Annotated in this window: 19 protein-coding genes; 10 read left to right on the forward strand and 9 right to left on the reverse strand. The window is 58.0% G+C overall.

Features of this window, described 5'->3' with window-relative positions; all coding sequences use genetic code 11:
* Positions 1-148: 148 nt before the first annotated feature.
* The 8 genes from CCR79_RS08405 to CCR79_RS08440 all read left to right on the forward strand — a co-directional run bounded on the left by CCR79_RS08405 (position 149) and on the right by CCR79_RS08440 (position 8387).
* Positions 149-1546, forward strand: coding sequence for a putative O-glycosylation ligase, exosortase A system-associated (locus CCR79_RS08405; RefSeq protein ID WP_430654667.1), 1398 nt, complete (start codon positions 149-151; stop codon positions 1544-1546).
* Entirely contained in the window at positions 1543-2781 is a 1239-nt protein-coding gene (locus CCR79_RS08410) for a glycosyltransferase (RefSeq protein WP_201170820.1), read from the forward strand. Before CCR79_RS08405 ends, CCR79_RS08410 begins: the two co-directional genes overlap by 4 nt.
* Positions 2766-3755 carry a glycosyltransferase family 2 protein gene (locus CCR79_RS08415; protein ID WP_201170822.1) on the forward strand — a complete coding sequence of 330 codons (990 nt, stop codon included), beginning with the start codon at positions 2766-2768 and terminating at the stop codon, positions 3753-3755. The genes CCR79_RS08410 and CCR79_RS08415 overlap by 16 nt, the downstream gene beginning before the upstream one ends.
* Positions 3756-3779: 24 nt before the next feature.
* Positions 3780-4550: a hypothetical protein gene (locus CCR79_RS08420; protein WP_201170825.1), complete on the forward strand. Its 771-nt coding sequence runs from the start codon at positions 3780-3782 to the stop codon at positions 4548-4550.
* A 334-nt stretch (positions 4551-4884) separates the two neighbouring features.
* Positions 4885-5706 (forward strand): glycosyltransferase, encoded by an 822-nt coding sequence (locus tag CCR79_RS08425; RefSeq protein ID WP_345941489.1) that lies wholly within the window; start codon positions 4885-4887, stop codon positions 5704-5706.
* A gap of 24 nt (positions 5707-5730) precedes the next feature.
* Positions 5731-6252 carry a DUF120 domain-containing protein gene (locus CCR79_RS13955; protein WP_201170829.1) on the forward strand — a complete coding sequence of 174 codons (522 nt, stop codon included), beginning with the start codon at positions 5731-5733 and terminating at the stop codon, positions 6250-6252.
* Positions 6253-6306: 54 nt separating this feature from the next.
* Positions 6307-7254, forward strand: a complete 948-nt coding sequence (locus tag CCR79_RS08435) for a glycosyltransferase family 8 protein (RefSeq protein ID WP_201170831.1) — start codon at positions 6307-6309, stop codon at positions 7252-7254.
* A gap of 197 nt (positions 7255-7451) precedes the next feature.
* Entirely contained in the window at positions 7452-8387 is a 936-nt protein-coding gene (locus CCR79_RS08440) for a stealth family protein (protein WP_201170833.1), read from the forward strand.
* 39 nt (positions 8388-8426) lie between these two features.
* On the opposite strand, the gene CCR79_RS08445 is transcribed toward CCR79_RS08440, so the two are convergent.
* The 6 genes from CCR79_RS08445 to CCR79_RS08470 all read right to left on the reverse strand — a co-directional run bounded on the left by CCR79_RS08445 (position 8427) and on the right by CCR79_RS08470 (position 14029).
* The gene (locus tag CCR79_RS08445) at positions 8427-9383 is read right to left on the reverse strand and encodes a hypothetical protein (RefSeq protein WP_201170835.1); all 957 of its coding nucleotides are present in this window, start codon (positions 9381-9383) and stop codon (positions 8427-8429) included.
* A complete protein-coding gene (locus tag CCR79_RS08450; protein WP_201170837.1) occupies positions 9359-10255 on the reverse strand; it encodes a glycosyltransferase in 897 nt (298 codons plus the stop codon). The genes CCR79_RS08445 and CCR79_RS08450 overlap by 25 nt, the downstream gene beginning before the upstream one ends.
* Before the next feature lie 142 nt (positions 10256-10397).
* A complete protein-coding gene (locus tag CCR79_RS08455; protein WP_201170839.1) occupies positions 10398-11168 on the reverse strand; it encodes a hypothetical protein in 771 nt (256 codons plus the stop codon).
* A gap of 436 nt (positions 11169-11604) precedes the next feature.
* Entirely contained in the window at positions 11605-12015 is a 411-nt protein-coding gene (locus CCR79_RS08460; RefSeq protein WP_201170841.1) for a hypothetical protein, read from the reverse strand.
* Between the two features lie 485 nt (positions 12016-12500).
* Complete coding sequence (locus CCR79_RS08465; protein WP_201170844.1) at positions 12501-13139, reverse strand: class I SAM-dependent methyltransferase; 639 nt, start codon at positions 13137-13139, stop codon at positions 12501-12503.
* Positions 13136-14029, reverse strand: a complete 894-nt coding sequence (locus CCR79_RS08470; RefSeq protein WP_201170846.1) for a glycosyltransferase family A protein — start codon at positions 14027-14029, stop codon at positions 13136-13138. The genes CCR79_RS08465 and CCR79_RS08470 overlap by 4 nt, the downstream gene beginning before the upstream one ends.
* Positions 14030-14190: 161 nt before the next feature.
* On the opposite strand from CCR79_RS08470, the gene CCR79_RS08475 reads away from it, so the two are divergent.
* Both CCR79_RS08475 and CCR79_RS08480 read left to right on the forward strand, forming a co-directional pair.
* Complete coding sequence (locus tag CCR79_RS08475) at positions 14191-15972, forward strand: ATP-grasp domain-containing protein (RefSeq protein ID WP_201170848.1); 1782 nt, start codon at positions 14191-14193, stop codon at positions 15970-15972.
* On the forward strand, positions 15969-16220 hold the full coding sequence (locus CCR79_RS08480; RefSeq protein ID WP_201170849.1) for an acyl carrier protein: 252 nt from the start codon (positions 15969-15971) through the stop codon (positions 16218-16220). The genes CCR79_RS08475 and CCR79_RS08480 overlap by 4 nt, the downstream gene beginning before the upstream one ends.
* A 7-nt stretch (positions 16221-16227) precedes the next feature.
* Here CCR79_RS08480 and CCR79_RS08485 read toward each other — a convergent pair whose 3' ends face one another.
* The 3 genes from CCR79_RS08485 to CCR79_RS08495 all read right to left on the reverse strand — a co-directional run bounded on the left by CCR79_RS08485 (position 16228) and on the right by CCR79_RS08495 (position 19729).
* Positions 16228-17016, reverse strand: coding sequence for a type II secretion system protein N (locus CCR79_RS08485; RefSeq protein ID WP_201170850.1), 789 nt, complete (start codon positions 17014-17016; stop codon positions 16228-16230).
* A gap of 67 nt (positions 17017-17083) precedes the next feature.
* Positions 17084-17626 (reverse strand): hypothetical protein, encoded by a 543-nt coding sequence (locus CCR79_RS08490; RefSeq protein WP_201170852.1) that lies wholly within the window; start codon positions 17624-17626, stop codon positions 17084-17086.
* Positions 17627-17740: 114 nt separating this feature from the next.
* Positions 17741-19729, reverse strand: a complete 1989-nt coding sequence (locus CCR79_RS08495; protein WP_201170855.1) for a tetratricopeptide repeat protein — start codon at positions 19727-19729, stop codon at positions 17741-17743.
* Positions 19730-20173: the final 444 nt, after the last annotated feature.

Genomic DNA, 20173 nt, shown 5'->3' on the forward strand with positions numbered 1-20173 from the left:
ATGCTCCCTGAAATGGAGCCCTGTCCAGACCGGGACAGGACAAAATGGGCAGCGACGCCCATACTATAGTGCGTTGACACAACCCGCACCGATCATGCCAGATATAGGCTAGACCGCCTAGGCTGCCAGGGACCACAGGCCCGCCTGCATGCTGCCACTGCGCGACCTCCTCTTCGGGACCATGATTTTCGGGTCCCTGCCGCTGATCCTCTACAGGGCGTGGGTCGGCGTCGTAGTTTGGTACTGGGTCGGCCTGATGAATCCCCACCGGGAGTCGTGGGGCCCCCTGATGAACGCCCCGGTCGCCCTTGCAGTCGCCGCTACCACATTGATCGCGCTGCTCTTTGCCCGCGAGCGGCGCGCCCCGCCTCTCACACGGGAGACCGTGCTTTTCGGGCTCCTGATTGTGCACATGGTAGCGGCGACCTATCTCTTCGCCTGGCAGCCTGCGGTGTCACAGGGTCTCTGGGATACCTACGTACGCATCCTCATCCTCGCAATCGTCGCGCTGATCCTGATTGACGGCAAGATCAAGACCTCGACCCTGCTTGCGGTCACTGCACTCTCCATCGGGTACTACGGAATCAAGGGCGGATTCTTCACCGTACGGACGGGTTTTGGCGGCATGGTGCTAGGCCCCTCTGGTAGCTTTATTAGCGGGAACACCGACATCGGGCTAGCCCTGGTCATGACGTGGCCGCTGATGCTGGTCCTGGCGCGGGAGGTCTATCGCGGCGACTTCGTGGTGCCCATCGGCCAGGCCCTGCTCGACCGCTGGCACCGGTGGATTGGGCGTGCCCTCTACGGGGGGTTCTGGCTGCACGGGATCGCCATCATCGGCACCTTCTCCCGCGGCGCTTGGGTGGGGATGGCGGTTGTGGGGCTGCTGATCTTCCTGCGCCTGCGCTACAAGGGCGTCCTCGTAGGGCTCGCGGTGCTGGCGATCGGCGTCGTCGGCGTCACCGTCCCGGACCGCATCCAGCATGAGTGGGAGACGTTAGTCCACTGGGAGGAGGACGCCTCCGCCGGGGGCCGCCTAGATGCTTGGGAAGTCTCCTGGAACATCGCCATGGATGCTCCGCTGACCGGCTCCGGCTTTGGAACCATGCGACTGCCCCACGATTTGTGGAATAGCTACCGGGATGGCCCTCCCCGCCCGCGGCTGGCTGAACACAGCATCTACTTTCAGGTCCTGGGGAACCTGGGCTTCCTCGGGCTCTTCCTCTATCTGAGCCTGATCGGTTTCGCCCTGGTGAGTCTGTGGCGTATTTCTCGGCAGGCTCGAAAAGCACCGGAAACCCAATGGATTGGTGAATGGTCCTGGGGCGTCGCGGTCGGGTTGATTGGGTTCCTAGTGGCGGGCGCTTTCCTGAGCCTGGCCTACTTCACCCTGTTCTTCTGCATGCTCGCGCTGGCCATCGTCCTGCGGCGTGAGTACATGGAGGCGCAACCTGCAGCCCAGTTGACTGCTCAGCGCGCCCCGCACGCGCCCGCCACCGCCCCCAACCGGACCACGCCATCCTCACCGCGGGGGGCGCGCTCGTGAGGCGCCGGCTTCGCCTGCTCATTGTCCTGACCGGCCTGCCCTACCCACTGGTGGACGGCCAGAGCCTTCGGTTCTTCCACTATGCCAAGCACCTTCAGCGGGACTGCGCCATCGACCTCGTTCACTTGGACTATGATCGGCCCGCACCGACCGCCCTCAGTGCAATCTTCGAAAGGATCCATCGGCTACCCGTGGATCCCTCCCAACCACCGTCTGCTTGGTGGCAGCGGCTGCGCGAACTCACGCGAGCCGAGGCCTTTGTACCGACCAGCCGAGCGCTTCACAACTTCCTGGCCGATGCCGACGATCATTACGATCTGATCTGGGCCGGCGGGGTCCGCCTGCTGCCGTCCTTCCCGGCCCTGCAAACGCCGATCCTGCTGGATGAGTGCGATCACGACCCGCTGGCTCTGCGGCGCCTGCTCGCGCTAGAGCGGCGCCCCCTGCGGTGGCTGCGCCTCTATCGCCGATATCGCCTTCAATTGGGGCTCGAGGCGCGTCAAGCGCCGCGGGCCGCGGCCGTTTTGTTCGTCACTGATGCGGATCGCCGCTCTTTCGAGCAATCCTTTCGCGAAACACCGGTATACACCTTACCCAACGGCGTAGATACGGATTATTTTTCGCCGGAGAACCGTGCGCCTGAGTCCGGTCACATTGTCTTCGAAGGGGCGATGGACTTCGAGCCCAACGTTCGCGCTGCACGCTATTTGGCACTTGAGATCATGCCGCGTCTGAGAACTTTCATACCGCACGCTCGACTAACGCTGGTCGGCCGGGACCCCGCGCCCGCCGTTCGGGCACTGGCGAACACCTTCGTCCATGTCACCGGCCAGGTGAGAGACATCCGGCCGTACCTGGCGGCGGCTGAAGTCTTCGTCGCCCCCCTGCAATCCGGCTCCGGCATCAAGAACAAGGTCCTTCAGGCTTGGGCAGCCGGCGTACCGTTGGTTGCCAGCGAGCAGGCTACCGAGGGTCTCGACGCGCGAGATCGTGTCAATGTTCTTCTCGCCTCCCATAGGGAACAATATACCGATGCCATCGAGCGGCTCCACCGGGCCCCTGAGGAGGCCAGACGCATTGCCGAAAACGCGCGTGACAAGGCGACCACACTTTATACTTGGGACGCGTCCACGAACCGCCTCTGGCGCATCCTGCAAGGTCTGGCAGACTGCCCCAGGAGCACCCAACCGCCGTCCCTTTCGCGACGACAGGAGCAGGAATGTTCTTCTCCGTGATCATCCCAACCCGCGACCGCCCGGAACTCTTTGCCCACGCCTTTCGCTCGGTGTGCGGGCAAGACTTTGAAGACTTGGAGATCCTCGTAGTGGACGACGGGTCGACACCCGAGGCGACAGCGCAGATCCAGGCGCTGGTCGATGAGCAGCCACAGGCCCGTTTGCTCCGGCAGCCACGCCGTCCGCAGGGCCACGGCCAAAGCTACTCCATGAACACTGCCGCCCTTGAGGCACGAGGCGTTTACCTTGCCTTCCTCGACGACGACGATGAATGGACCGATCCATCGCATTTAACCCGAGCCGCTGAAGACCTCCAGAAGGCCGGCGAACCGATCGATGCCTATTACGCCAACCAGGCCGCTTTCTACAGCGACGGTAGACGCAAGCTTGAGCGTGTTTGGCTGGAAGACCTAGCTTCGCGGTACATTGATGAGTCGGCCGAGGCCACGAAACCGGTTTCGGCCATATCCCTAGACACGGAAGAACTCTTGCAAAGCGGTGGCTTCGCGCATTTGAACTGCTCAATCCTGAGCCGCGACTTTTACTTGAGCCTTGGCGGGATGGATGAGGGCATCCGTTACGAGTGTGACCGCGATCTCTACCTCCGTACCCTCGATCAAGCCGAGCACTTGCTCTACAGCCCGAGATGGATGGCCCGACACAACATCCCCGATCCCCAGCGAACGGACAACATGTCCACCGTAATCTCCGCTTTGCAAAAGGCGCAGTACCAAATCACCGTGTACCAAAAAGGGCTCCTCGACGCTCAGCGCGATTCTGTTCGCGAGGCCTGCCGCAGGGGTCTTGGCTACGTCTACAAGCGCGCCGCCGAGCTGCTCCACGCAACCGGGCAACGGCAGCTAGCCTACCGGTACGCTTGCAAAGGTCTTGCTGTCCATGGGAATTTACGCTGGGCAGCCTACACCGCTTACCTCGCAGCGTGCCGAGTCCTACCCACGCGAACGACCAACTAGCTTATGACCACCCCTGTCCACCTCATGCGCGTACTCCCGGCCCTCTTGCGCCCCTATAGGCGCATCTTCCTGCTGAGCCACATGCGCGCCTACACAAGCCTCTTCGGCCACATCCTGGGCTCACACCCAGACATTGAGGGGTATTACGAGCTCCAGATCGGTTACCACAGCTGGCGCAGCCTGATTCGCCAGAAGCTGCACTACTTCTACTACCACGACCATTCCCCGAAACCCCGAGCGCAATACCTGCTGGACAAGATCCTGCACAACGGCCACCGACTCGACGCATCCATCTTGGACCGCCCGGGTGATGTCTATGTGTTTTGCCTACGTCCCCCCGAAGAGACGATCCCTAGCATCATCCAGCTCTATCAGCGGCTCGCGCCCGGACATCAGTGGACGACCGAATCCGGGGCCTTCGACTATTACATGAGCCGACTCACGGGGCTCGAGCACTTATCTGAGACCTTGCGCGGTCGATACCTATATATAGACGCCGAGTGCCTTACCAACGACACAACTCGCGCCCTGGCGTTTCTAACCGACAACCTGAACCTGGCGACGCCTTTAGAGCCCGAATACCACCGTGGACCGATGACGGGCCACCCTTACCGCGGCGATCCGTCGGAACGGATCGACTGCGGACATGTCATAAGCACACCGTCAACCAAACCTCCGATCAACGATCATCGACACCTAACCGAAGCCATTACGCGTTATCATACTGTCCGTCGACAGCTAGCGGGCGGCTGTGAATCGGCGTTTTTCTATGACTCACCCAACCGGCAGTCCTAATATGCCTTGGCTCTTGGCACAAGCCGTCAGTCGAACATCCCTGCACAACTCTGACCCTTTATAAGCTCCGCCGCCAGCCGGGAACGCCTTCATGTCAAGCAGCGCACACACGCCCCAACGAATTCTCTTTGTCACTGGCCATGGACACCTCCCTGAACTTATCGGCGGTATGGAGGTAAACACCCACCGACTTGCGCTTAACCTAAAATCACGCGGCCACCACGTCGCCGTCCACTGCGCCCTATTAGGACGCGGGATCCTCGGATCCATCTCGCGCCTCCGCCGCAGAGTGTTCAACCATAACACAGTAACCGACCACTACCTATCCTACCCAGTGACCCGCGCCTGGAACCCCGAAACTTCTATTGGCCACACGATAACGCGTTTTCAGCCTGATGTCTGCATTCTTCAGGGTGGCGTCAAGGCATCCGCTTTTATTAAAAAACTTACCTCTCTATCCCAGCCTTTTCTCTATTATCAGCACAATCCACAACCACTGGACAAAAAAGCACTTGACTCGAGCCACTTTTTTATAATAACAAACTCCACTTACACGTCGTCCTTCTATGCCGCCGATCGCGTCCTCGAGATCATCCCCCCAATCGTCGAACCCTGTCTCTACAAAACAGAGACAGACTCCTCCCATATACTTTTCGTAAACCCTGCTCCTCACAAGGGGCTTGACATCGCTCTGGACCTGGCCCACCAACGCCTGGATATCCCTTTCCTTTTTTTGCGGCAAACACGTGAGCAGCTCAGAAGTGAAACCCTGCCGCCCAACGTACGCCTTTGCGGACCGTACCGTGATACTCGCAAAGCCTATGGTCGTGCCGGCTTACTGCTGGCCCCATCGCAGTGGGACGAAACCTGGGGACGGGTAGTATCAGAAGCTCAATGCACGGGCATACCGGCACTGACCTCTGACTCTGGCGGGCTGCCAGAAGCCGTCAGCAACGGGGGGCTATGCGTACCTCGCCACGCGCCTTACACCGATTGGCGCTGCGCCCTCTCAAAAATTTGGGATAACCCAGCTCAATATCAACAACTTAGCACCCTATCCAAGTTCAACTCCCAACGAGGTCCGTGCGCCCCCGGCAGTGTTATCAAAAAAATGATGCACACCACCCATTTCATTCAAAAAACCTATAAAACTTGAACCATTTTCCTTATGCATTGTCTTATGAAAGAAGACCGTTTAGCTCCCCTACCTGGCCGCGTTCAGAGCGGTCGAGGTATCGCTACGCTCCACTGCTGCAACCATTCAAAAGAAATTGAATCTGCTCTAGGATACTCACCTTATCCCGGGTCCTTGAATATCATCCTTGATCAGCCAGTCCGTCTAGCGCTGGAAAACGCATACGTATTCGATCATGGCCACCGTTATCTCTGGCAGGCGAGACTTTTAAAACATCCGGTCTTCCTGTACCGCTGGGACTTGACTCCCTTACACATCTGCGAGATTATTGCAGATAGAAACCTACGCTCATACTTTCACTTTCAGGATGGTGACCGGGTTACGATAGAAGTCGGAAAATGCATCCCACATGCCCCTGATATATTTTCCAAGGCCGGGTGGTTTTTTCTATGGTTTGGGCGGAAAAAATGGTTTTACACCTCGGACCACTATGAGCGATGGACTCGCTACTATACTTGGCGCCTAGGAGCGGCCCAAAAACCCTGGACCCTATCGCGTACCGATTAAATCTAGGCAATACCTTCACGGTTTCTGCCCGATTGCCCCACGAGGAACCGAGAAATGGCGGAACGGACAATAAACTCGAAAAACCGAATTCACCTCCTTCTCTGTGCAAACAATGGGTTTGCCCAGCATGCGGCGGTCACATTAGCGTCAACTTTGATTAACAACCCTGAGGACAACTTTAACGTAACCGTTGTCGGCGACCTCTCACGATCATCCCAGGAAAATTTGCGGATCGTTTCAAATTTGTCAGCCAACACTTTTCTGAGATTTTTGACTCTCTCTGAAATATGGGAAATAGATGATAATTCCAGAATTCCTGAGTATCTTCCAACTCAAGGCGAAAAAAGAGTCAAAGGCGCTTACAGCGTCGACATTTACACAAGGCTTCTTATTAGTAGGATATATAGCGAGAAAATTAATAAGGTCCTTTACCTGGACAGCGACATCGTTGTCGACGGCTCTTTACGCCCTCTTTGGGAAACAAACATTGAGCCTTATCCGGTAGCAGGGGTTCGTGTACCATACTTCGACCGAAACCACCTACCAAACCTATCTCCTGGCGACCCGTATATCAACTCGGGCGTTCTGTTATACAACCTGCCTCAATGGCGCAGGCAACAGTGTGAGCGACGATGCCTCGACTTCCTAAGAAAACATTCCGAATCCGTTCGTGACCCGGACCAAGATGCTTTGAACGAAACATTGCGCGGGAACATATTTTTTTTAGAAAAAAAATGGAACACGTTCGGGGCCTATGCGCGCGAGGAACATGCCGAATTAGACAAAAGGTACCGGCCGGTAATTTACCACTACAACGGCGCGAACAAGCCATGGCTCTACATGTCGAACCACCCCCAGAAAGATTTGTACTACCGCTATCTCCGCGAGACACCATGGAAAAACTACACACCGCCGGATAAAACCCTTATTAAAGCGGGCCGAAAGGTCATTGCATCCCTTTTCCCAACACGACTTAGACGTTTACCAAAGAAATTTTTATAACCGCTCGCCACATCGATTACTTTTTCTTGCTCAGCTGGACTCACCTATTCTTGTGCGTAAGCAGAACCAATTACCTCAAGGGCTTGACAAATTTTGACACATTCCGAGTATACGACAGATTAATTAGCCAATAAAATTTCCCACGAAGCCCGAAAAAAAACATGGACACCTACCAGGCAATATAGAGATTTATAAAAATGGTTGACGCGGTGGTAACATGGGTCGACGGCTCTGATCCAGAGTATAAAAAAAAGCGCTCCAAGTGGCTCGCGCGGCGTGACCCGGAGGTTGGGGAGAAAAGTACGGCAAGGCACGAGACGAGGTGGAACTCCGTTTTTGAGCTCTACTATTGCCTTCATCTAATAAGGAAAAATGCCCCTTGGGTGCGCACAATTTTTTTGGTTACAGATAATCAAAAGCCCGGGTGGCTGACGGAAGATATCGCGACGAGGCTTGGTGTTGAAATAGTGGATCATACAACTATCTTCTCAGGGCACGAGTGGGCTTTGCCAACGTTTAACTCCACCGCTATTGAAACGATGCTTCATCGCATACCAGGCCTTTCCGATCGTTATCTTTATTTTAATGATGACACGTTCCTAATCAGACCCACATCAAAGGACGACTACTTTTCTGAGGGTATGCCGAAGTGGCGGGGCTGGGAACGGCGTGCGAACGAACAGGCTCTACGGTATCTGGCGCTCTGGATAACGACTGGGATAAAAAAAGACGGTTTTATCGGGGGAAGAAAAGAGAAAGAACTTCTTGGGGTCACCTCCCCTTTTTTTCTTGGCCATGCCCCGCACCCATTCCTTAAGCATTACACCAGACGGGTCATCGAAACGGATAACCGGCTCGAATCTAATATTGCCTATAAATTCAGAACCTGGGACGGCTTTAATCCCGCAATGCTTGTTGCCAATGCTGGACTCAACGAGGAAAAGGCCGCAAAGGGACCGGATGACTGGGAAAATATAGAGCCGAAACATGGTACCAAGGGGATTCGAAAACGTCTTTCGCGGTGTAAGAGAAAGAATCATATCAAGACGGTTTGCATCCAATCGATCGATGTGATGCCAGTTCATCTTCAAAATGAAGTGGAATTTTTTTTAAGCGCTTCATTATGTTCATAACCGCCTCGAAAACCTTTAGCAGGCATTATTTCAACTCCATCAAAGAAGCCCAAAGTAATCAATGACGTTCTGCATTTGTTGGTCATTTTTTCCATGGGATACGTTTAGTTTAGCCAACGAAGGCGAAAAAAAATGTAGCCCTAATGGCCGAACGTCATGCTGCCCTAAACAGACCACTCGAGAACCCGAGACCTGTGCCACAGCCCAAAAATAGATGTCATCAGCCGTTGGACACAACTTAGCCGCGAGCTCATAGTCAAGCAGGAGGTTTTTGTCCAAGCAGCCTGGTGGGTAAAGTATGCCCCCCGCGCCTGTTAATAGAACTTGCCTCCCTTCTTTTCGTCGCCTAATCGGATACCATTTATTGTACGAAGCGCAACCGTGCGCTGAATGAAGAATTTCCCAGCCACGATGCCCGATAACCGCATCTCGTTCGCGCTCGGCCGCTACAATAAGATCCTCGAGCACTGTTGGTTCATAAAAAACATCATCATCGATTGTAATAATCGTCGCGTCAGGATATAACTCTCGCGTTGGAAGCAACTTCTTGTAGCTTTTTAGATTTTTTTCAACCCATAAGATTTCGAGGCCTCGGTTTTGCTGCTCCTTTAAAGTTGAAGGCATGCTTCGCTCTTTAAACTCACATCGGGAAAGCACGAGCACAATTTTCCCAGGCCGGTGGCTTTGCCAGAACATAGTCTCTATGGCGACCCATGCATGCCGAATCCGCTGCGGGAAACTCGTCAAACTTACAATGACATCTTGGTTGCCTGAAAGAACCGGTTTTTTTCTTTCTCTTTTAAAGCGTAATATGCCCCTTTGATTCTGGATTTCTTTTTTTATTCTGTCCTGATAATATTTAAATCTACGGCGTAAAGACATTTGCCTCTTCTCGCTTTCTTTAATCTGGCGGCTTCGGCTTTTTGCCTCCAAGGCTGACTCAACGAAATCGGACGCTAATTCGAAACAAGTCAGTATCTTGAGGGGTTGGTCCATCCGCGTATGATCGCTATTTTGACACAGGTATTATAAATTTTTAGAAAATAACTGATCGGGATAAGCGCAATCTTCTCGTACAAAGTAATTTTTTTTGAGTAGACAATTGTGCGCCATTCCCAAAATGGCGGCATAAAACCCTTGAGCAAAAAAACCGGTTGTCTCGTTGTTTTTGATGTTATCGGGAAACTTCCAGCGGTACGCTTCCGCTTTATCAAAAGATCTTTGAGCGATTTGCGCGCGGGATGTTTTACTATAGCATGGGGGGCGTAAACGATGTTTAAACCTGCGCCTGATGCCCTATGGCTCCACTCCGTATCACCGCCGGAGAAAAGGGTGGCATCAAATTCGCCAACGTAATCGAAGCAGTAACGCCAGCAAGCCATATTCGCTGTAACGGATTTGCCGGACTTAGCCATTATTTTTTGGTTGAACGAAAACAGAATCTCGTAGGCTTCCGCTATTGTCCTTTTTTTGCTTGTGCAGAACAATACTATACGTCCTGCAATCCGGTCATTTCCTTTAGCTAGACAAATTACTGAGTTTTGAAGCCACTCTGGGTCGGGCACACAGTCCGAATCAGTAAAAGCGAATACTTGACCTCCAGCGTGCTTTATGCCCGTATTCCTAGCGATGTACGATCCCGGGGTCGTTTCTTTCTTTAAAACCGCGTTATCAGGGAGTTTTATTGAAAAATGGTTATTTTCTTTCTCATCGTTATCGACAATAATTATCTCAAAGTCTTCCGCAGGGTAGGTCTGATTTTGGAGCGCGTCTAAGCATTTCTGCAGCCGTTTCTCATCACGATACGTGGGTATGATAACGCTAACGAAAGGATTGGATTCCATTTCATTGCCCTTGGGCGTCAACACAAGTGTATACGAGCGGTCAGCCGCTTTCTGAACATGCTGACGTTTTTAGCATTAGCTAACTCGGTCTGCAGGCGGCATCACGGCCATCCAAGGTGGTCGCATTTGAACGGTGGCATGCAAAAATCGCCGATTCCAGCCGCCATCAACGCTCCTTGAACTGCGAAGGGCCGGCCCTGTGCGGGTTTTTAGAAGAGACCCGTTGATTGAAGGCATATTCGAATATCTCTTTTTGTACATAACGTGGAGTTTTAACCGTAAAACTTTCATATATAGATTCTTCGGTGTCGATTCCTTCTAGCCACCCCTTTTCGCGGGGCAGGTTGTACATTTTTATACCTTGATACCAGCACCACTTTGCAAACCGCACGTCAGCAAATTTTGAACTGCCCTCTAAGTAGCGGAATTTAGGTGCTAATGCAGTTGGAATTGCGGCCACGCCCGTCCCAAGCTGCTCCACGCGCGATATTTGGCTTAGAGAATCCCAGTATGGGATGATTTTTCTATGACGCATTGGATTGGATATGCCCCCCCCCCAAAAACAAAGGTAGTTTATGACGCTTTTCGGGTTGCTAGATAATAGCGGTTTTTCGTACCATGAACCGTGATAGCCAACCGCTGATTTAGGTTCAAGTATGCTCCGATGCTGATCAACGGTACGCTCGACATAATCTGACGGGTATAAAATATCATCGTCGAGGTAAAAGATATAATCACTATCACAAGCGGCCTCAATGAATTTTCCTGTATCTTTCAGGTCTTTTAGTGGCTTATACCCAAAAATTTTTTGGTTGTTTGCCGCCCAATCTGGAATTTTTCCATAACCGTTGAAACAGATTACCAAATGATCTACTTGCTCGAGTATTGTCTGAACGCTCCGCAATACGGCGTCGCTACGGGCCGGATAGGTTGCCATCTTTCCAAGTATACGCATCGAGATTCCCCTAGCCCCCAAAATTGGGTACATGGTTCTATACCCACGCGGAATGTGTTAAATCCTACCTGTCTTCACCTTCGTCCATTTGAGTCGTGCCTTCTTATTTTCTTAACCAACTAGCAAGAGGAAACCTGACACCGGTCTTCCGCTGCTTTAATAGCTTCTATCGCGTGGCTGGTAAACGTTTTTTCCGGTTCTGATGAGAAAGACATGAACCAGCTTTCATGTATCCCAATAACACGAAGGGGAAAGCGTTTCACGCCCAAGGCTCTCGCAATATAAAACCTATGCTGGCCTGATACCGATTTTCCTATGCTGCCGTCTTGAGCTATTACAACGTTTGACTCAATTTTTTTTCATGAGTCGTAGCTTGCGCGTCCCCTACACTCTGAACCACTTCATTGTTGTACCAGCTTTAAAAACTTTTAACGTCTTCGCTTGAAGTCAACTTCATATTATTATGCCACGCGACACCACTTTGGTTTATTTTTTTTAATAATTGGTGATACCACAGCGTTTCCTCAAGAAACTGTGACCTCTCAATAAAATCTTTTATCTTCTGGTAATCACTGATTCCCGCTACGTACCTACCGTTTGGAAATGACTCTCCGGAGATAACGAAAGGCTCGAGATGATCGAGCTGCTTGCGGCACTTATCAACCACCTTTCTTTGGACGCCATAATTTTCTAGGAACCGAACAAGAGGACCCGTCCTTGGGCGTACTTCGCCATAATGGAGATCCACCACGGAGGGGTCTACCTTAATGATAGCCTTTTTGCCAATTTTACGCAGCGCCTGCCCTCGGGTGATGGCTTTTTCCAGCATATAAACCCCTACGAATCAGTCCGTCCCGCCGGCACGCAGGCAGGTTTTGGTGAGCCAAGCAGTAAGCACCGACAGCCCCGGGCGCACTAGAGAGATGATGACACCATAAGGTTTCGGGCTAGCTAGATTGCAGACCCACCAGTAGTGACCCACTACCCCCTTCCTTATTTTTTTCCTCGGTCTCGGGAAAAGCACCTAGTCCCGTCCGTTCACAGCGCGCATCGAAGCCTTCACTGTGGTTTCGTGCAGGCCGCTCGTCGATAGGCTTTTCGATGGGACCGGCTCAATCCGATTATTAAATAAATGATTTTCCAAAAAATGCATCAACTCGGGATGGCCATAAAAGAAGACCCGTCGGCACCCGGCCAGCATGTCCAAGGTTTTTGAGATCAGTTTATAGTAATGCTCGGCAGAATTTTTCCGACTGTCGGCGAGCATCCAATGACCGGATACGAACGTCCGGTCTAGCTGGGACCTTGTGAGCCTCATCCCGCCCCTCCGTGAGGCTTCTGTGCCAAGGCCCATACCGTGACGGGGTAGCGCGGCTCGTTCTTCAGGCTGCCAAACCAACCCCGCCTCGCCCAGGGTGTGAAGTTTGCCTTGACGCAGGCCCGGTTTCCCCAGGAGTACGTCCGCGTCGTCTCCAGCGGGAACCCGCATTCCGCCAGGAAATAACGCATCCCGGTCTCGGTCCACCGCGTGCAGTCGTAGGGGATCTCGTGGACAAGGACGAGAAACGGCGTGGCGTTAAAGAAGTAGCCACCGGGTCTCAGCATCTCGTAGATGTTCCGGCCAGCCCGATAGGGCCAGAGCAGGTGCTCGAACACTTGGTCGGCGATAATCAGGTCGAATTGCTGGTCCAGAGGCCCGTCGCAGATGTCGTAGTCCGGGTAATTGGCCTCCGTGTACGAGCGAAAAGGAAGCTTCCCGAACCGCTCGCCTGCGGAGATCTCGAGTACATCCAGCTGTTGCGGGCCGAGCTCCTCGATCAACTGGAAGGCGTGCGGATACATCGCCGCCCGAGACCAGTGCTGATAGTCGTAGCCAACGGCCGTAAGGAGTCGCTTCGTTTTCTCGGCCAGCTCCGGCCGCTTTTGAAGCTCCCGTATCAGTGCCCTCTTCATGTTTTCTGCCTTGCCTTCGCTTTTGTCTGCGGGAAAAGCGATCCGTTTCTTAACTTATTCAAAACCACACGATCCGAAAGAAAGTAGAGCAACCGCTTTCGGGGCCGCAACATTTTTACCCGGTCGGTAGTGTAGACGTCACGGATATGCGTTGGGAGCGCGGCGATACCCTCCCGCTTGAGGGTGGCGTAGAGCAACTGATTCTGGAAATGGCGCTCGCTATATCGTAGAAGGCGACGCCAGTAAAGCCTCACATCCGCCGGGGACAAAGAGAGCGAGTTAAAGTAGAAACGGGCCTTTTCCGGATTGATGATACGTCGGGTGTGTGTATCGTCTTTGCCGCCCTGCAAATCGGTTAAGAAGAGATAGCTGAGCAACCCATCCTCACCTTTGGCGCCTGTTGGCAGCCGAATCCCACGGCGACGCATAAGCGTGATCACTTGATCGCTCATCGCGTACAGGTTCCCGCTCAGGTAGTGGTTGTTCACAAGCTCGGCCGACCACTGCTCCCGGCTCCGGCCGGACCCGGGCAGCGCCGCTGCCGCGTACGCATCAGGGTTGTTCTCCAACGCTTCAGCAAGATGCTGGATGCTGCCCCGCCCCGGCCGGATGTCTCCGTCCAGAAAGCAGTGGACCGGTGCGTCCAGTGCGAGCTCATGGACATAGTAGTTCCACGCGTTGGCCTTGTCCCCGGTCTCGAGCTCGTGGCCGACGATTCGCCGATCCTCCCGGGCTAGCCGATGGACGATGGCGGCGGATTGGTCCGTCGAGCCGTTGACGATTACGTGCGCCTTGAAGGCACGATCCCCACAAGCCTCCTCAAGGCTGCGGAGCGTGCGTTCGATCAGGCGCTCTTCGTTATGGGCGAGGACGCATATCGAGATGCTCATGGTCTTCCTTTTCCGGGTCACTGGGCCGGAGGGTCCGGGAAACCGAGATCCCCTCTGCCCCAGTCGCGAGGGCCGCGTCGCACGGACCGCGATGGTCGGGTATCGCGCGCCGCTGCCCTCTTAACGTACTCCCTTTTTCCCCGTAACCTACCCGGATGTCAATGCCCCCTGAGCGAGCACTGGTCCTGGACGGCGAGGAACAATCCACGCTGGCCATCGTCCGTTCCCTGGGCCGCCAGGGTATCGCGGTCACGGTCGGCGCGGCCGATCCTGCGGCGATTTCCCGCTGCTCGCGCTATGCGGCTGCGTTCTTCGCTTATCCGGACCCGCTCGCCGATCCAGACGGCTTCCTGGAGACGCTAGCGGAGCATGTGGCGCACAGCCGCTATGAGCTCGTGATCCCGGTGACGGAGCTGACCACCCACCCGATGGCTCGCCACCGGTCGCTGTTCACCCCCTTCACGCGCTTGGCTCTTCCGGAAGACGCCGCCTTGGAGACGGCCACCGATAAGGCGCAAACCATCGCATTGGCCCAAGAACTCGGCATTCCCACGCCGCGAACCGTTACCGTTACCAACGCCCAGGAGTTGGCCGACTGCGCGGACGCCATGCACCTCCCCTGCGTCCTCAAGCCTGTCCGTTCCATTGCTGAAAACGGAGGCGGGGAACGGACCAAGATGAGTGTGACCTACGCCTATAGGCGATCGGAGCTCCTCGAGCTGGGGGAGCGCCTCCTGCAACGCGCACCCGTGCTCATTCAGGAGCACTGCGCCGGTCAGGGCGTGGGGATCGAACTCCTAGTCGATCACGGGGAGGTGGTCCACGCCTTCCAGCACCAGCGCCTGCACGAGGTGCCCCTGACCGGGGGCGGTAGCTCCCTGCGCCGCTCGGAGGCCCCGGAGCCAGAGCTGCTGGAGCGCGCGCAACAACTCGTGCGTGCGCTCGGCTGGCACGGCGTGGTGATGGTGGAGTTCAAGCGCGACGGTGCCGCAGGCACGCCCTACCTGATGGAGGTCAACGGGCGCTTCTGGGGATCGCTCCCCCTGGCCGTGGCGGCGGGCGCCGACTTCCCCTGGTTGCTCTATCAACTCCTGGTGCACGGCAGGCGCCCCCCGCCGTTCACCGCCCGACCTGGGCATATCGGGCGCAAGCTCCAGCCTGACTGCTACTGGTACCTGCTGGCGCTCTCCCGCCACGACCCGAGCCCACTTATCCGATGGCCCAGTCGTGGGGAGATCGCCCGGAGTGCGCTGCTGTTCCTGCACCCACACCATCACATCGACGCCTTTTACTGGCGCGATCCGCGCCCTGCGGCCGTCGACCTCGGGCGTACCCTGGGCTGGTTCGCGACGATGGTCACCGAGCACGGGAGCGAGGCGTGGCAGCGCTATCAGCAAGCGCGGCCCCGGCGGAGTCTGCGGGTTGTGCGTCTGGCCAGCCAGGCCCGCCACGTGCTCTTCATCTGCCACGGCAACATCAACCGAAGCGCCGTCGCGCAACGCCTGATGGAACGCGACGCCGCGCAGACGAAGGTGGCCACGGAATCCGCCGGACTACTGGAGCGCGGCGAGCGACCCGCAGATCCGGTCATGGTCTCGGTCGCCGCGGAGCACGGGCTCGACCTGGAGGGCTGGCGCTCGCGGACCGTCACCACCGAGCAGATGGAGCGCGCCGATTTGGTCCTGGCCATGGAACTGGCGCATCTGCGTGCGCTCGGCCAGCGGTTCCCGGAGCATCGGGCTAAGATGTACCTATTGAGCGGCCTCGATCCGTTCGGGAACACGCCGACCGAAATCGCCGACCCTTACGGTCAGCCCCGCAGCGCGTACGAGCGGTGCTTCCGGCAGGTCGAGCACTGCCTTCGCAACCTGAGTGCCGCATGTGCCACTAGCGGCGCAGGCGGAGCAACGGACCCACGGCCCGGGGATGGAGAGGCCTCATGACGACCGAGGAGCGGGTTTTGGCTGTGCTGGAACGCACGCTTGAACTCGGGGGAAGGACGCGGTCCATGGACGCGGACACTCCACTGCTGGGCGCACTGCCCGAACTCGACTCCATGGCGGTGGTGCTCGTCATCGACGCCCTCCAGCGCGAGCTGGAAATCGAGTTCGAGGAGACGGACATCACCGCGGAGGCTTTCGCAACCGTCGGCACCCTGGTCGCCCTCGTCGAGACCCGGCAGGGGCGCTAGCGAGGCCTCAGCGCCGCCCCGACTCCTGGATCCGGAACCCGTCCCCCGCGGGCTCGGCGTGCTGGCTGAGCCAGTCGCGGAGCGCCGGGTCGGCCCCCTCGCGGGGGGTCACGACTGCGTCGAGCTGGTAGCTGCCGTCCCGGCTCACCTGCCACTGGCCCTCCAGCCCGACGACCCCACCCTGGTCGCTGAGATCACCACGGGCGCTGTTGTCCGATCCACTGACCGTGGTCGTGGCACCACCCAGATCCAGCGTCTGGCCGTCTTGGGTGACGCTCAGATCCTGACCGGTGATCCGACCCTCCACCGAGCGGATTTCGCCGTCCTTGCCCAACGAGAGTCGATCCACTTCGTAGGTCACGGTGCCGCCAACCGGCGGCAGTTCCACGCCGCGCTCCCGCGCCATCTGGCGCAGCCGGTCCATGGGCACCTCGCCGGTGCCCTCGGAGACCTGCCAGCCGCGGGCCGAGCGGGTGGCAACCCCCTGGAAGCGCACGTCATCCAGGCTGCCGTCGAGATCGACGCTCAACCGGCCGGTGGCCAGTGAACCGCCGCGGACCTCCCAGGCCACATCGAGCATCCCCGCATCCATACCCCAGATCCGCGGCACCTCCAACTGCTGGACGCGACCGGATCGAACGCTGCCCTCCACCTCGGCGCTGCTCCATGCAGCAGGCATAGGCAGGTGGCGCTCGGCGGTGCTCCAAGCCGAACCCATGGGAATGTGGCCCACGGCGTAGACCGCGCCGGCACCGACGGCGATGAGGAGCAACAAGGTGATTAACAGTGTTCTCATATCTGCCTCTGGATGGTTGGGGGACGCACGGCGCAGCGCCTGACCGCCGGCAGCGGCCCTCGGTCGCTCACGGGCGGAGCAGTTCCATCAACTCCCGCTGCCGTGCCGCTACGGCCTCACGATCAGGGTCGGGGACCGAGCCGAGGAACTCGGTAACCCGCTCCTGCTGCGCGCGGATATCCGCGATGATCTCTGCCTTGGCGGCATCCCCCAGGTGCGGATTCTCCTCGATCTGCTCGATGGCCTGCTCCAGCTGAGCCTGCAGTTCCCGCGGGTCCCCAGCTTCCAGCGCGATGAGCGCCCGATAGATGCGCGCACCCTCCTCCGCCCAAGCGGCCACTTCGTCATACCCGTGGGGCTCGAGCACCGCCGTTGGCGCTTCCAACTCCTCAGCCACACCACGGAAGGCCTGCTCGCTCTCACCGACGCCGCGCAACTCCCGGGTCGGGTGCCACTCGGCGATCTCTTCCTCCGCGGCCTGCACCTGCAGAGCCCGGGTCGCCTCCTGCCATTGATCCACCCGCTCCGGCGTGAGGGCCAGCACCGCGCCGGGGATCGCTCCAGTGAGCAGCGTCATCAGCACCGGAACCGAGCCACGGCGATTGAACATGGGCCGACTCCCGTGTCGTCCGTCATCCTCGACAGGATATCAGCTCGGAAAGTCACCCGCCCGCAGAACCCACCAGCGCCTCAGCGCATCCCGTGCTTCCTTAAGGGCGCCGGATCACTCCATAGCCGTCAACGATTGGAGCAGTGCCTCCGCCTCCCCGCGCCCGGTGAACTCCGGGTGCTCGTTGAGCAGGCGCTCCAGGTGACGGCGCGCCTCGGCGCGATCCCCGCTTCCGTGGTGAACCCGGGCGATATTGAAAAGGATCCCCGGATTGGCCGGCTCAAGCTCTTGCGCCTGCTCCAAGACGCTAAGGGCCCCGGACAGATCGTGGTTCCTCTGGAGCACCACCCCGAGCGTATCCAGCACGCGCGCATTTTGCGGCGCCAATTCGGCGGCACGCTCCGCCAGGGTCAGGGCACGCTCTGGATGGGCCTCACGGATGAGCCAGGCCAGGTTGTTCAACGCAATCACGTCCTGCGCGTCGGCATCAACCAGGCGCTCGTACTCACTCCGTGCGGCTTCCTCAGCCCCGACCTCGATCAGCAGGCTCGCCCGGCGGTGCCGGACGGCGACCTCTTCGGGGGTGTTGTCGAGGACGGACTCCAGGACAATGGCCGCGGCTTCGGGATCACCCCGGTGCGCCTCCAGCTCCGCCAGGGTCAAGCCGAGGGCGAGGTTCCCCGGAACCCGCTCGAATCCCTCCCGCAGGAGTTCCAGGGCATCCTCTTCGCGGCCGAGGGCCAGCAGCGCCGTCCCACCCAGGCTGTACCCCTCGCTGGCAGCCGGATCCTTGTGACGGGCACGCTCAGCGGTGGCCAGTGCATCGCCCGCCATGCCCAGACGCAGTTGTGCCGTTCCCAGCATGACGTCCGCGCGGCGCAGTGAGCTGTCCTGCTCTGCGACGGTCTCAAGTTCGCTCATCCCGCGTTCAAGATCACCGAGCATGAACAGGCTAACCCCGAGCCACTCCCGCGCATCCACCGACTCCGGCCGCATGGCGACCACCGGCTCAAAGTGGCTGACCGCCACCGCGGCCTGCCCTTCCGCCAGTCGAATCTGACCGAGCAGCATGTGGGCCATCGGCGTCATCGGACCGGAAACGCCGAAGCGCCGCAGTTGGTGATCGGCTTGCGCCCAGTCCCCTTGATCCAGCAGTACGGCTGCCCGATACGGCATCACCGGCCGAAAGGCCGGGTTGAGGGTCGCTGCACGCTCAAAGTGGCTCCGGGCGGTATCGAGCTGTTGCCGCTCATAGGCGACCAGCCCGAGCACGAAGGGCCCTCCCGGATGCTCGGGCGCCGCCTCCAGGAGCCCCTCCGCGGCCTCGGCAGCCTCATCGAGCCGCCCCGCCTCCGCAAGCGCGACCGCGTAGAGGAAGCGCTCAGGGATCCGCTCAGGCCGCAAAGCCATCGCCTCGCGATAAGCCGCCAAGGCGTCCTCCGGCGCCCCTCTGTACCGGGCGATGTTGCCGAGCAAGACCCAGCTGGTCGCCTTGCCGGGGTCCATTTCCAGGGAGCGCCGGGCCGCTGCTTCCGCTTTTGACAGATCGGCATCGGCCAGCGCCTGCCAGGCGCGCGCCTGCTCCAGCGCCGCATAGGACGCCCCCCCAGCCTCAGCCCGCTGCAGGCTCGCGAGACCCTGCTCCGGGTCGCCGGCCTGGAAAGCCGCGCTCGCCTGCGCCGCATGCCACGCGGCCCGCTCGCCTTCGTCGAGCCCATCGGGCAGGCTCAGCGCGGCGGCGGCGGCGGGGCGGTCGAGGTCTTCGAGCAGAATCGCCAGCAGGATCGGGGCATACCGGGCCGGATCCACCCCGGCGTCCAGCGCCCTGCGCAGCTGGTGCTCCGCCCGCTCGTAGTCGCCCTGGCTGCGCAGTGCCTCGGCCAACCGGGCCCGAGTTTCCGCGCTGGGATCGTGCCGCAGCGCATTTCGATACTCGATGGCTGCCGCCGCGTAGCGACCCTCCGCGTGGTGCGCCTCTGCGCGGGCGAGGTGATCCGCCTCGGTAGCTCCGCCTGGATCCCCGCACCCGAACACCAGTCCGGCCGTCAGTAATACACCGCAGCCTACCGTCAGCCTCTTGCTGCCCCGCCTTTCCCCAAGCATTGGACGCCCTCCACCCCGATCAAGCCTGCACCCTGGTGCGCTTGGCCCGCTTTTCCTTTGAGCAGTATAGGCAGGAATCCAGGGGCGCAAGGATTTCGGCTGGCGGAGTGGAAAAGCTCGGAAAAAACCGGATTACCGGCGTGTCGAAAGGCGAGACAAATTCCGGCTGCCAGCGAATCAAAAAATAAGAAGCCGTTTAAAAACGAAAGGTTACGATTTTGGCACGCTTCTCGCTGTACGAAGATCGCCGCCCTCGTCCTTGGGCGGCCACATCGGCGCGCCGTTGCACCTCTAGCGTCAGCGGCGCTGCCTTTCACTCCTCCGCACCCCGTTTGGCCTGGACACCTCCCCCGGGGGTATAGTCAGGGCGCCCTGAGCCTTTGACTGCCCCCGCCTGGACCAAGACGGAGGTGTCAGATGAGCAACAAGAAGGCCAAGAGCAAC

Source organism: Halorhodospira halophila (assembly GCF_016653405.1).
Lineage (GTDB): Bacteria > Pseudomonadota > Gammaproteobacteria > Nitrococcales > Halorhodospiraceae > Halorhodospira > Halorhodospira halophila_A.

Excerpts from the sequence above, each read along its gene's own strand:
- CCR79_RS08470 (WP_201170846.1), bottom strand. The coding sequence starts at position 14,029 with ATGAGCATCTCGATATGCGTCCTCGCCCATAACGAAGAGCGCCTGATC.
- CCR79_RS08495 (WP_201170855.1), bottom strand. The coding sequence starts at position 19,729 with ATGCTTGGGGAAAGGCGGGGCAGCAAGAGGCTGACGGTAGGCTGCGGT.
- CCR79_RS08420 (WP_201170825.1), top strand. The coding sequence starts at position 3,780 with ATGCGCGTACTCCCGGCCCTCTTGCGCCCCTATAGGCGCATCTTCCTG.
- CCR79_RS08435 (WP_201170831.1), top strand. The coding sequence starts at position 6,307 with ATGGCGGAACGGACAATAAACTCGAAAAACCGAATTCACCTCCTTCTC.
- CCR79_RS08445 (WP_201170835.1), bottom strand. The coding sequence starts at position 9,383 with ATGGACCAACCCCTCAAGATACTGACTTGTTTCGAATTAGCGTCCGAT.
- CCR79_RS08460 (WP_201170841.1), bottom strand. The coding sequence starts at position 12,015 with ATGCTGGAAAAAGCCATCACCCGAGGGCAGGCGCTGCGTAAAATTGGC.
- CCR79_RS08455 (WP_201170839.1), bottom strand. The coding sequence starts at position 11,168 with ATGGCAACCTATCCGGCCCGTAGCGACGCCGTATTGCGGAGCGTTCAG.
- CCR79_RS08440 (WP_201170833.1), top strand. The coding sequence starts at position 7,452 with ATGGTTGACGCGGTGGTAACATGGGTCGACGGCTCTGATCCAGAGTAT.
- CCR79_RS08480 (WP_201170849.1), top strand. The coding sequence starts at position 15,969 with ATGACGACCGAGGAGCGGGTTTTGGCTGTGCTGGAACGCACGCTTGAA.
- CCR79_RS08475 (WP_201170848.1), top strand. The coding sequence starts at position 14,191 with ATGCCCCCTGAGCGAGCACTGGTCCTGGACGGCGAGGAACAATCCACG.
- CCR79_RS08490 (WP_201170852.1), bottom strand. The coding sequence starts at position 17,626 with ATGTTCAATCGCCGTGGCTCGGTTCCGGTGCTGATGACGCTGCTCACT.
- CCR79_RS13955 (WP_201170829.1), top strand. The coding sequence starts at position 5,731 with ATGAAAGAAGACCGTTTAGCTCCCCTACCTGGCCGCGTTCAGAGCGGT.
- CCR79_RS08415 (WP_201170822.1), top strand. The coding sequence starts at position 2,766 with ATGTTCTTCTCCGTGATCATCCCAACCCGCGACCGCCCGGAACTCTTT.
- CCR79_RS08465 (WP_201170844.1), bottom strand. The coding sequence starts at position 13,139 with ATGAAGAGGGCACTGATACGGGAGCTTCAAAAGCGGCCGGAGCTGGCC.
- CCR79_RS08405 (WP_430654667.1), top strand. The coding sequence starts at position 149 with ATGCTGCCACTGCGCGACCTCCTCTTCGGGACCATGATTTTCGGGTCC.
- CCR79_RS08485 (WP_201170850.1), bottom strand. The coding sequence starts at position 17,016 with ATGAGAACACTGTTAATCACCTTGTTGCTCCTCATCGCCGTCGGTGCC.